13 protein-coding genes and 1 pseudogene are annotated in these 11,666 nt (G+C 43.8%); 11 read left to right on the forward strand and 3 right to left on the reverse strand.

Annotated features, from left to right (window positions below):
* Nucleotides 1–567: 567 nt before the first annotated feature.
* Together HWQ38_RS14980 and HWQ38_RS14985 are read left to right on the forward strand one after the other, a co-directional pair.
* Complete coding sequence (locus tag HWQ38_RS14980) at nucleotides 568–1,764, forward strand: hypothetical protein (protein WP_292794779.1); 1,197 nt, start codon at nucleotides 568–570, stop codon at nucleotides 1,762–1,764.
* A gap of 154 nt (nucleotides 1,765–1,918) precedes the next feature.
* A complete protein-coding gene (locus HWQ38_RS14985) occupies nucleotides 1,919–3,124 on the forward strand; it encodes a glutathione S-transferase family protein (RefSeq protein ID WP_292794781.1) in 1,206 nt (401 codons plus the stop codon).
* A 1,277-nt stretch (nucleotides 3,125–4,401) separates the two neighbouring features.
* Here HWQ38_RS14985 and HWQ38_RS14990 read toward each other — a convergent pair.
* Nucleotides 4,402–4,623 carry a hypothetical protein gene (locus tag HWQ38_RS14990; RefSeq protein WP_099103953.1) on the reverse strand — a complete coding sequence of 74 codons (222 nt, stop codon included), beginning with the start codon at nucleotides 4,621–4,623 and terminating at the stop codon, nucleotides 4,402–4,404.
* A 395-nt stretch (nucleotides 4,624–5,018) separates the two neighbouring features.
* Complete coding sequence (locus HWQ38_RS14995) at nucleotides 5,019–5,261, reverse strand: hypothetical protein (protein WP_292794784.1); 243 nt, start codon at nucleotides 5,259–5,261, stop codon at nucleotides 5,019–5,021.
* A 149-nt stretch (nucleotides 5,262–5,410) separates the two neighbouring features.
* On the opposite strand from HWQ38_RS14995, the gene HWQ38_RS15000 reads away from it, so the two are divergent.
* The 6 genes and pseudogenes from HWQ38_RS15000 to HWQ38_RS15025 all read left to right on the forward strand — a co-directional run bounded on the left by HWQ38_RS15000 (nucleotide 5,411) and on the right by HWQ38_RS15025 (nucleotide 9,885).
* Nucleotides 5,411–5,629: a hypothetical protein gene (locus HWQ38_RS15000; RefSeq protein WP_292794786.1), complete on the forward strand. Its 219-nt coding sequence runs from the start codon at nucleotides 5,411–5,413 to the stop codon at nucleotides 5,627–5,629.
* 466 nt (nucleotides 5,630–6,095) lie between these two features.
* Nucleotides 6,096–7,805 (forward strand): right-handed parallel beta-helix repeat-containing protein, encoded by a 1,710-nt coding sequence (locus HWQ38_RS15005; RefSeq protein ID WP_292794787.1) that lies wholly within the window; start codon nucleotides 6,096–6,098, stop codon nucleotides 7,803–7,805.
* Between the two features lie 275 nt (nucleotides 7,806–8,080).
* Nucleotides 8,081–8,221, forward strand: coding sequence for a hypothetical protein (locus HWQ38_RS15010; RefSeq protein ID WP_292794789.1), 141 nt, complete (start codon nucleotides 8,081–8,083; stop codon nucleotides 8,219–8,221).
* A 342-nt stretch (nucleotides 8,222–8,563) separates the two neighbouring features.
* Nucleotides 8,564–9,055 (forward strand): N-acetyltransferase, encoded by a 492-nt coding sequence (locus HWQ38_RS15015; RefSeq protein WP_292794790.1) that lies wholly within the window; start codon nucleotides 8,564–8,566, stop codon nucleotides 9,053–9,055.
* Nucleotides 9,056–9,214: 159 nt separating this feature from the next.
* Nucleotides 9,215–9,592, forward strand: a pseudogene (locus HWQ38_RS15020) (ParB/RepB/Spo0J family partition protein); the annotation flags it as partial.
* A 113-nt stretch (nucleotides 9,593–9,705) separates the two neighbouring features.
* The gene (locus HWQ38_RS15025) at nucleotides 9,706–9,885 is read left to right on the forward strand and encodes a hypothetical protein (RefSeq protein ID WP_292794792.1); all 180 of its coding nucleotides are present in this window, start codon (nucleotides 9,706–9,708) and stop codon (nucleotides 9,883–9,885) included.
* A 12-nt stretch (nucleotides 9,886–9,897) separates the two neighbouring features.
* Here HWQ38_RS15025 and HWQ38_RS15030 read toward each other — a convergent pair whose 3' ends face one another.
* Complete coding sequence (locus tag HWQ38_RS15030) at nucleotides 9,898–10,266, reverse strand: hypothetical protein (RefSeq protein WP_292794793.1); 369 nt, start codon at nucleotides 10,264–10,266, stop codon at nucleotides 9,898–9,900.
* Nucleotides 10,267–10,490: 224 nt separating this feature from the next.
* On the opposite strand from HWQ38_RS15030, the gene HWQ38_RS15035 reads away from it, so the two are divergent.
* The 3 genes from HWQ38_RS15035 to HWQ38_RS15045 all read left to right on the forward strand — a co-directional run bounded on the left by HWQ38_RS15035 (nucleotide 10,491) and on the right by HWQ38_RS15045 (nucleotide 11,540).
* Nucleotides 10,491–10,604, forward strand: a complete 114-nt coding sequence (locus HWQ38_RS15035) for a PEP-CTERM sorting domain-containing protein (RefSeq protein WP_292794794.1) — start codon at nucleotides 10,491–10,493, stop codon at nucleotides 10,602–10,604.
* Nucleotides 10,605–10,845: 241 nt separating this feature from the next.
* On the forward strand, nucleotides 10,846–11,295 hold the full coding sequence (locus HWQ38_RS15040) for an Hsp20/alpha crystallin family protein (protein ID WP_292794795.1): 450 nt from the start codon (nucleotides 10,846–10,848) through the stop codon (nucleotides 11,293–11,295).
* An 80-nt stretch (nucleotides 11,296–11,375) separates the two neighbouring features.
* On the forward strand, nucleotides 11,376–11,540 hold the full coding sequence (locus tag HWQ38_RS15045; RefSeq protein WP_292794797.1) for a hypothetical protein: 165 nt from the start codon (nucleotides 11,376–11,378) through the stop codon (nucleotides 11,538–11,540).
* Nucleotides 11,541–11,666 lie beyond the last annotated feature (126 nt).

Consider the following 11,666-nt stretch of genomic DNA (forward strand, 5'->3'; position numbering starts at 1 on the left):
ATTTTATCAAACCCTTTCTACATAAGCTTTACGTCAAGTGTTTCTTGAAAGAGGGATATAGCTATAGCCATCAAGATTAGGACGTAGACTATAAGAGTTAGTATTGCGTCTACCTGATTTCAATGGCTAAAGCTTACAGTGATGATTTCCGGCAAAAATTCATGCAAGCGATTGAGTTGGACGGTCTCAAGAAGTGTGAGGCGAGCCAACTCTTCAATCTCTTCTATTTCTACAAAAGGATGCTTGTCAGCTAGTAGGTGATTGCTACGGGCAAGTCTCAACTGAACTCTACGACCAATTAACTAAAAGGGAATCACAATCAGATAAAAGTTATCGCATAATTCAACATCGTTTTGGCTGGAAAGAAACTGATGGACAAGATACTAAATACCGCTTTGGGAAAGGAACACTACGTCCACACAATTTCTGAAGCTAGAAGCAATTGACCAAAAATACCAGACCAAAGAACGCCCACATAAATTACTAGCTCTTGCTCAAATCGATCATGAAATTGGGGACGATGGCAAAAAACAATACCGCAAACTGGGAACAGTCAGCCAACAGTCGGTGACAGATTATAACCTGAAACCCGGAATGGCTACCAATGGTGCAAGCCTCATTGAACTTAAACCCCAACTGAGCCTCGAAAAAACCAAGCTGATGTTCCAGCAAGCGTACCAAACAGCCGAAGCATTCCGGGCGAATATCCCACAACTAGAGAGATTATCGGCGGCGGCGGCGGCTTGGAATATTGCTGCATCACGCCAAGATGAACTCGAAGTTGCACGTAAAGAAAATGTCGATAGCCTTGCATTTGCTAAAAAAGTTTCTAATTTCGCCTTCGCTGCTTTCCCAAACGAGATCATATCCAGATTAAACGAGCTGCAATTTACAAATCTCAAACTAGTCACGCTCTCTAACGAAGCAAACCAATTTTTAGGCAAAGACTGGAATCCACTCGAATTACACCCCGTAGAAATCAGAGCCAGCCACCACCCACCAGGGCATGAACGTCATGTATCCAGACTGGTATTTGTCCAGGACAGCGACGGCGAGTACAAGGAATTCGCCATGTTGGAGACGAGAACTGGGCAGCTACCGATTGGTACAAAGGCGCAAGCTAACATGGTTGGCGGTGAAACATTTACTGCTAACGCGACCATTCAATTACCAGGAATTGAACCAGTTGAAATTACCATTCGGGAACTGAGCAAGTTCTCTTACGCTGGACAGACCTTTAATTCCGAACCCGTGACCTTGGAGATTGGCACTGTACCAGTACCAGAGCAATCTGTAAAAATCAAAATTTCGGGTAAAACATTGGGTGAGTTAGACAGCGATTCTGTCAAAGAATTAGACAAACTCAATTACTTGAAAAATAGCAATTCTCTCAAGTTAAAACTCACGTCTATCTCTGAAACTGGTTCGCTTGCATTTGTCTTGGGTGAATCTCCCAACGTCAACCTGCTCAAAATTAATAAAATTAGTTTTTACGATTTTTCCACTCAGGTATTTGATGACAAAAATTACCGTCAAGTTACCATAGAAATGCCGCCCACTAAAACCAGAGATGCAGTATTCCTCAATGGTGAACCGTTGGGAGCATTGCACTTTAAAAAAGATAAAGAAGTACTCAAAGAATTGGGGATTCTCAATTTTGGAAAACTGACCCAAGTCCAAGCCACATTACAAAGTAATTTCTCCACAAAGTTGGTTAAAGTTGACCCCAGCACTGTTGAATCTAACCGCACAACAAATTTTTGACTCAGTGATTTAAACTTTTTGGACTCCAAAAAATTGTCAATGCAAGCTTTTTAAACCTTGTACCCCTATTCTATTGCACTTTTTTCTCCAAAAATAGCCTGAAAAGCTTAGAATATAAGAGTTTTACAGCTATTCAGCAGACCCCACTCACCCTATGACTACCGCACCCTTAAGCTGGGAAGAACTAGAAACTCTCACGGACTATCAAATAGATACCGTTAATGGTCTCACCAACGCTAGAGCCAGGTTGCGCTTGTTTGGTCAGCCCGAATCTGATGTGCGGGTAACGCTGTACCGCGATAACCACGCCTGGTGTCCTTACTGTCAAAAAGTTTGGTTATGGCTAGAGGAAAAACAGATCCCCTACCGCATCGAAAAAGTGACAATGTTCTGCTATGGAGAGAAAGAAAGTTGGTACAAACGTAAAGTCCCATCAGGAATGCTCCCCGCGATCGAGCTAGATGGACGGATTATTAAGGAAAGCGATGACATTTTGATCGCTTTGTCAAAGGCTTTTGAGCCATTGAGCCAAGGGATGGAAGACCGCACGGTACTTCCTCTACGTCAATTAGAACGACTTTTATTTAGAGCATGGTGCGCTTGGCTTTGCTCTAGAGCAGCTTCCTGTCAACAAGAACAACGTAACCGAGAACAATTTATCGGAGTGGTGGCTAGGGTTGAGTCGGCTCTGGGTTGCACCCCAAGCCCTTATTTTCTAGATAAGTTCGGTATCGTCGATGTGATTTTTACGCCATATCTCGAACGGATGAATGCGAGCCTTTACTACTATAAAGGCTACTCCCTGCGTTCGGAAAACCCTCACTTGAGGGCATGGTTTGCGGCAATGGAAAGCCGACCGACTTACTGCGGTACTCAGAGCGACTTTCACACCCACGTACATGATTTACCGCCGCAGATGGGGGGCTGTTGGGAAAACGGCGAAACCCAGATGCTTCTCAATAAAGCGCGGGTGGATAACGGTCCTTGGTTCGGGCTACCAGATGTTACTTATCCAGAACCGGAAAACTCCCGCATGGAAGCTCTTCAACGAACTATCGAACACCGCATCAATATTATCCGAGTCAACCCCAAAGATGATAAATTATTTGATCGAGCGCTACGTTGTGCTTTAACACAGATGATGACAGGTGAAGACTGTGTACCTCCATCGGGATCTGATGTCGCTCTCCGATATTTGCGCGATCGCATTAATGTACCTCGTGATATGTCCATCTACGCAGCCAAGCGATTGAGAGAATCCCTGGAGAAAACCGCAGCCCTTGCGGGTGATGGACAGCCAGATCCCATTCCCACTAAACATCGACTAGATCAAGACCCGTCTAACTTTGTTATCAAGTAGGATTACCGCACTCATCCTGGCATAGAGCGCAACTCTGTCAGTATTTAGTCGGTAATACCAAACCCGTTTCCCATCTTCATCTGGTCGTCTTGACTCGATAGATAATCCGGCGTTGCAAAAGATGCTGTCTCAAAATCCACACTGGCGATTCATCAAGCGGGATGGTCAGTTAAGATAGTGAGGGTAGTTATGCAGGAGCGCCAATGAATATCAGTATTGATATATAGCAGTAGACAGACAGCTTAGGACATTCGCAAACCCTAAGAGAGCGGCTGTCACAGCTATTCATAACAGACTTGTCCTAACCATTATGGCAGCCGCTATACCTATGAAATAGCAGGATTACGAAAACTTGTAGAATATTTTGGAAAATACGGCTTTATAATTCACTACGTTATTCTTGAGGATGATGTTGTAATCTTACGCATCTATCACGGGCGAGAAAATCGACCTCGCTAGTAAGATGTTCCATTGCTCTCTGGTTTCCCTACACGACCACCTTCCCGAAGCACACCACAGACGTACATGCGCTATCATTGTTAACCCAAACCTGCCACTGCCGCACTCTCATCATCATCAGCATCGTCGGTTTAGAAAAACTTATCGAACAACGTAATCAACACCGAAAGGAATGTTATCCTGGCTTTTTACCCTCCCGTATGGCTAACAGTACAAGTCGATAAGCTTCTTCTGGGCAGGGCGGCCGCATTATGTCAATAAGTAAAGTATATTCTCAATAGAGTGAAAAGTAATGTCATTAACTCTTGCTTATTGCGAAAACTTTCGGCGTTGGCTAGCAAGAACCGCAGGCATCGCTTTGGGGTTTAAAAAATAATCAAACACGAAAGGAAAGATTTTTTCGTTGGTTCTTAACCTTCGTTGTGATCAAGAGTCATTTAGATGCGTTTGCCCTGCTCATCCCCCGGCTTCAAGCCGGGGGGAAATCGAAGTCATTAGTCATTAGTCATTAGTCATTAGTCATTAGTACCAATGACTAATGACTAATAACTAAGGCTTGATTTTCAAGGCAAGTGACAGACTTTAATTAAAAGTTCAGCATAATACGTACTGAAGAACCTAAATATTTGAGTTGCTACTTTGCTAATAGTCCTACATACTGATGTAGAAAGCACTCAACCAACCGTACTATACTTGCTAGTTTTCGCTTTACGGTTGCCAGCCTAGACTGCAAGACAGACTTCGCACCTTTAACGCTACCTGTGTCCGTCTGCCCTACATACTGAGAATGGACAGGTATTGATTATTGGCGATTTACTTTAGAATCTTGACCCGCAAAGAGACTGAAGTTGAACTTCCGGCAAGTTCCGATTCTTTTCCCGACAAACTAACACATCAGTTAACCGTCGTTCAGCATAGAACCGATGAGCTATCCAACCCAAGGGAAGACCAGCCAATAGTCCAACAATTAACCCAATTATCAAGCTAGAAACAAGATTCTTTCTAGTGATAGTATTCTGCCGCTCTACTCTTGCTGACATAATTCCCCTCCAAATGAATAAAATGCCTTTATTACAATTATCGCGTCTCCTTATATCTTGCACCTATCGGGATAAACCACTAATACACAAATAGGAGCGTAAAAAAGTGACACCAAAAGCGAAAAACTATTTAAGTAGTAAAAGCAATTGATATAACCATATAAATGTTGAGATTACGTAAATTACCACGGTACAGGCGATCGCCAATTTGAAAAAATAAAACCCCCATTGGTATCCAGGTACTATGGCGAGACTGGTTAAAATTGCACGACCTCTGTGTTCGCGTAGCGTCTCGTAGAGAGGGTTGGCAGCTTGCGAGAGACTTAACGGGAAAAGTCAGTTCCTGGTTATCGCCCGAAGCTTATCAGTCTATCCTCAAGCAAAGCCAGCGCTCCTTACCTTGGGATGTTCGCAGACTTAGGAATTACGAGTAAGTTGGGGGTGCATAGCTTGCCTCCTTCGGCATCGCTAAAACAAACCGTCATTAACTCGTTAATCTCGTCCTGACTCAACGCCCTTCCCCGCAGTTCAATACTTGCCTTGACGCTGGTAATATCCACGGGTGATATCAACTCTAACTGCAGCCCTTCTGTCTTTAGAAAGATTTTTAGCGGAACTTCTATATACACATTTGACATATTAATGACACAACTAAGACATAGATATAAATAAAATCTTAAAAAAATAAGAACTGTTAGTTAATGAATTAATCTAGTTAAATTCATCACAATTAAGTCAAAAAAATAACTGGCTTAATTGTCAAGAGTTAAGTAAAAGGAAAAGATTAATGAACAAGATTATTGCAGGAATAGTGGCAATACCCGTGTTGCTTACCTCAATGCCAAAACAGGCATCAGCACTCTCAGTAGTCAACCCAGATGTTCAAAAACCACAAGTCGGAACATTACTAGCTAGACGAACCCAGCGTCGTCGGTGGATAGCTGGGCATTGGGTAATCAGAAATCACCACCGCGTATGGGTTAAGGGTCATTATCAGTATTACTAACCACGAACTAAGCGTGAGATTTAGGCATTTTTGGTGCTAAATCTTAAAATCCTCTTAGTAGTTCGCCCTTGAGTGAAGCAAGAAAGCAGGGGGAGCAGGGGGGGAAATGGAGGCTGGCGTTGAGTTTTGCCTCCCCTGCTTCTCTTCTTCCCCTGCCTAAGAAAGCTTATCTGAGCAGTATTGCACCCCAATCCGAAAAAGCGCATTTTGGGGTTGGCAGACCAGTAGGGCGATGCCCTTCTCTACGAGACGCTGCGCGAACGGCGCAGGTGTTACCCTGAGCTTGTCGAAGGGCTCAGGGTAACACCTACGGCGGAACGAAAAGCGACCATCGCAGTTTTTCTTTCTTGACTTTGCTCTCTTACTACGGGTGAGCAGTAGAAAAAATGTTTGCAGATTCATAGTAGTATCAGCATGATTCTTGATATCAATTTTTATACAACGAGAAAAAATTGGAGTCATATCAATGTCTACATTTACCGTCACTAATACTAATAACAGTGGTGCAGGTTCACTGCGGCAGCAAATTCTAAATGCCGATCTCGCTGGCGGAACAAATATCATCAATTTTGGTGGACTGTTTTCTGATGGGCTGGCTCATACCATCAATCTGACTGGTAGTGGTCTGAGTATCACAGATAACCTGACTATTGAAGGCACAAATGCCAGCTTACTAACAATTAAGGATGATAGTGCTGACCGTGTTTTTGACATTGGCAAAGGTGCAACATCTGCAATCAATCGGCTGACTATTACCAATACATACGATGGCGCAAGTGGAGGCGGTGCGATCTCCAACGAAGGCATCCTTACACTGAGCGACAGCATCATCACTGGTAACACTGTAACCAATAACATAATACTCAATGGAGAACTAGTTGGCGGCGAGGGCGGCGGCATTTACAACACTGGCAACCTTACACTCAACCACAGCACTATCAGTGGCAACAATGTAAACACCGGCACCAACACCGTCGCCAACAGTAATAGTTATCGATCTACTAGCGAGGGCGGCGGCATTTACAACACTGGCAACCTTACACTCAACCACAGCACTATCAGTGACAACAATGTAATTTATAGCTATCAGAATCAAATAAGCCAGGGCGGCGGCATTTATAACACTGGCAACCTGACAATTGAAAATAGCACCATTAGTGACAACACTGCAACATCATCTAGCTTTGAAATAGCAATAGGTCTGGGCGAGGGCGGCGGCATTTACACCACTGGCATCCTGACAGTGGAAAACAGCACCATTAGTGGCAATTCGGCAGAGGACGGCGGTGGTATCTTTATAGAGAATGTCGGCTACAAATTAAGCGTCCTTGTGGAAAATAGCATCATTAGCGACAACACTGCAACTTATAACGGCGGCGCCATCTATAAGGAAGGCAACAGTATATTTACAGTAAATCATAGTACCATTAGTGGCAATTTGGCAATGTATGATAACGGCGGTGCCATCTGGAATGCAGGTCGAGGTCTATTCACACTGAACTACAGCACCATCAGTAACAATAAAGAATACGGGTCCCCCGTCAACCCCAACGGCGGCGGCGGCATCTACAACCTTGGCACTCTATCGGTGAATTACAGCACCATTAGTGACAACACTGCAACTTATAACGGCGGCGGCATCTATAATAATGGCACTCTATGGGTGAGTAACAGCACCATTAGTGACAACACTGTATTTGACAGGTCCGGTGACAACGACGGCGGCGGCGGCATTGCCAATGATTATAATGGCACTCTATGGGTGAGTAACAGCACCATCAGTGGCAACACGGCACACTTTGGCGGTGGCATCTACAACTTTGGGTACAGTAACAATCTATTTGGCATCGTTATCGTGAACCACAGCACCGTTAGTGGCAATCAGGCACACTTTGGCGGTGGGATCTGCAATGATGGCGGCACCCTAACGGTTGGCAGCAGCACTATCAGGCACAATAAAGCTTTCGGCATCGAACTCAGTTCTGGTCAAGAAGAGTCTGGTAAGGGTGGCGGGATTTACAACTCTGACTATGACTATAGCTATGCCACTGCCACAATAGACTACAGCACCGTCGCTTGTAATTTTGACACACCCGAAGAAGATTCAAATAAGTTTATCAAGCTTGATAATCTTGTAGGTAAATTCATCACCAAAGGTTCATTCGTGAGAGTTTAAAACGAGTTTTATTTAATTTTATTTGACTTTCTGGCTTCATTTGCCAGAGCTATACTCTGCGCTGCCGCTCCCGTTATAAATCCAAAGATAAAATCAGTGATGGGAATGCGCGAGCTTTTGAGTCCGACGACCCAGTAGGCAATGCAACCCAAAACATTCTAAGATTCCTCACACCCCAAACTGAATATCACCAACTGGCGCTAGCTTCCAGAACTAATTACGAAGCTCTCAAAGAAATTGAGAAGGAAAATCCAGAGGATAATTTAATCAAGGTTTTGTTGTATCTAACCAAGGCGAAACCAGACTCCCCCGCAGTGTTCACGATCATCGCGGAGGCTGGCGCAAAGGCTGCGCTCTACACTAGAAACTTAGAGCATCAAAAAATCACGGATGCGATCGCTGCTGCACTCAACTAACAATTTTTCTTAGAGGATAAAAGCGATGCCTGCGGCGGCAAGCTACGCGGTTATGATAATGCGATGCGATCGCTCACTGTATTGTGCACGACATCGCTAGGGCGATTGCTGTACCCTTAGCGTTCCGTAGAAAGGGCAGGCACTTTGAGCGATCGCTCTTGATGATATTTTTCGATGCCATGCCAGGCGATATAAGGTAATGGGAAGAGTTAAATTCTAAAAGCCTTGCTGGGACTAAGTTTTAGATGATTAATTTCCTTTTTCCTGGTTTATATCGATTAATTCAACTTGGTACTATAGTTTTGAAAAATAAATTGAAATTGTGATTAAAGGGGAATATGAATGGCGATTGCTATTCGACAAGCTCGTGACGACGAACTTGAAGCGCTGATTCCGATACTACTTTTGGCAGAACAATCCGAGCGTGCACTGCGATGGGGACTTGCTAACCTCGTCGATGCTGTATATCGCATGGACGACAGCGAACACTTGGTTGGTGCAGCAACCATGAAATGGCGCAGCGACCCCTGCGAAATTATGGAACTTGCTATAGCCCCTGAGTTTCAAAGGCAAGGTTTAGGTAAAGAGTTCGTTGCTTGGTTGATTCGAGAGGCGAGGCAACGGGGCAAGAGGCAGATGCTCGTCGGCACGTCTAACTCAAGTATCGCCAACATTGCTTTTTATCAAAAGTGCGGATTTCGAATGGATCATGTGCGCCAGGACTACTTTTGGTATTTACCTAAGCCAAGCTACGAAAACAGCATTCAGATTCAGGACTTGCTCGTATTTCGCTTCGATTTGGTGCCATGCTCAACGCCGGAAAAAACAAACTGAAAGAGGAAAAGCAAATTAGGTATGAAAGTTAGTGTAGAATTAGTTCTTCAGGATGAAGAGGGAAAATGGCAGCAATGATGGTTCCCACTTAAGTCTGCCTGCTCACCGAAAAATTTACAGATTAATTGAGATAGTAGCCTAGATATAGATATAGCTACTGCCATCAACTTAATTAAACTACCTCCCTCACAGCCCCGCCGCTACTTCGACCCTAAAAAACTAGAGAAACTATCACGCTCGGTCAAAGAACTGGGTATTTTTGCACCTCTGTTGGTGCGTCCCCTCTCTGGCGGTGATTATGAATTGGTCGCGGGGGAACGACGCTATAGAGCCGCATCAATGGTAGGATTAACTGAGGTTCCTGTTGTTGTTAGGGAGATGGACGATGCGATTACGTATCAAGTGCGCCTCGTAGAAAACCTTCAACGTGAAGACCTCAATCCCCTAGAAGAAACCGAAGGTATCCTTGAATTGTTGGTGTTGCGGTTGGAGATAGCACTCCATGAAGTAATTAGTCATCTCAACCGGATAAGAAACGTTTGCGATCGCTATGAGGAAAATTCCAAGTAGTACCCGAAAATTTCTTAGAGGAAACTGAACGCGCACCAGCTTCTACCAAAAAGCCAAAAGGCAGACAGCGTAAGGGATGTTTGTACAAATATATTGAGAATAAGAAGTTGAAGAGTGGGGCGATCGCATCCTACCCCCGTGTAATCGGTCACAGACACCCAGATAATCCTACTCATTGGCGCTGGGGTTTTAACTGGGAAGAAATCGAACAAGTCTGCCTACATGAGGATTTACGCATAAAGATTCTCTGGGAAAATTAGGGATAAAGTGTACTAATAACGCTGCCAATCATACATTAATCGTCCATGACGATCGCGCACAAGTTCCCATTCCCCATGACGATATGGTTGTCCGCGATAACGTACAGAGCGATAGCGTCGTCTATAATAATGTCGTCGATTCCACTGGCGTTGATAATAATATTTTCCAGTCCGTTGCCGTCTATGATAACGTCGTCGAGTTCGTCGGTGAGCTAACAAAAGCTGTTCACTTTGCTCTCCAACTAATTTTGTCTGTGCATCAAGACTCTGTTCATTGAGAACATGATTGAGAGTAGTATCCTTGGCTTTAACCAAAGCAGGTGGATAAATAAAGGTTAATAGCAGGAACACAATTGAGGATAGCTTTTGGAAACGGTTCACGTCTTTGCTTTTCCTAAACTATTGGTAATAATTTTATTTAATACTTAAGAGTAATTGACTTTCTCTCCTCAAAAGGCACTGCCACGAATATTTTTACTATTACTAGTGGTGAAGGTTTATTTTTTGGCGCTGTCGGCACACTGACACTTTCTGAGGTTTATCAAATCAGTTTAGATCCAAATATTCCTACCACAGGCAAATCAAAAGTCAGTGGAACCATTCAGGTGTTTTCAAAAAACATTCCAGAGCCAAGCACTACCACTGCATTAGCTTTTATAGGCATGATGGGGGCGGCTTTTTGGCTGCGCCGACAACAAAATACACCCACTTCTGGCTGACATAAGAACGCGATGTGTAGTCAAATTAAATTCAGCATTTATAGGGTTTACCGAACCAAAAATTTTGCAGTTTTCTACACCTTGTAATCCCCCTAATAAAACTGGCGGCAATCATCAATTTTTTGGTGATAATAACCGAATTAAAAGCTTCTTAGTTCTCAATAACATAATAATCAAAGCAAGGAATTAAATCCTCAGTTAATTGAGCAAAAACTACTATTGGTACGAGGGAGAGATTAATATGCTAGTTCGTTACAACCCCTGGCAAGAATTAAACGTTTTAGAACGTCACATCAACGGCTTATTTGGAGATACCAGAGTACCATCTGCACGGTTGGAAAAAGGCTTTATCAGAGTTCCGGCTGCTGAACTACAAGAAACTGATAATGCGATTCATCTGAAGCTAGAACTGCCAGGACTAGACGCTAAAGACCTAGATATTCAAGTCACTGAAGACGCTGTTCACGTCTTCGGTGAGCGCAAGTCTGAAACTAAAACCGAAGAAAAGGGTACTACCAAGAGTGAATTCTACTACGGTAAATTCCAACGTGTAATTACTCTATCTGCTAGGGTTCAAAATACCAATGTTACCGCAGATTATAAAGATGGCATTTTGAATCTGACACTGCCTAAGTCCGAGCAAGAAAAGAACAAAGTTGTCAAGGTTAATCTGGAACTTCCTGCTGCATAGTGTGAAACTACTCTACCGACAATGATTGATTGAGACAGCTAAGAGCTTGGTTCTGACATGACCAAGCTCTTTTGTATGCGATGTCTACTTTTTGGGGCTGTGACGCTCCTGCGGACGCTCGCGGACTCGCTACCGCTACACTAACGCTAACGCTAACGCTACGCTATCGGTGTCGCTTGGGGTTTCCTCTCTACGAGACGCGCTACTCGCGTTCGCTTGATTGGGGGAGCGATCGCCAGTGTTAATCAAACAACGCTATGGTTACCAAGAATTTCACTCCCAACCCGAACATTGGAAACTGGTGGGTTTCCTAACTTTCCCATGTGCCACTATTACAAAGGTCATAGTATAAATCATGACTTTTAGCTCAT

It is taken from the genome of Nostoc sp. NMS7, assembly GCF_017115085.1.
GTDB lineage: Bacteria > Cyanobacteriota > Cyanobacteriia > Cyanobacteriales > Nostocaceae > Nostoc.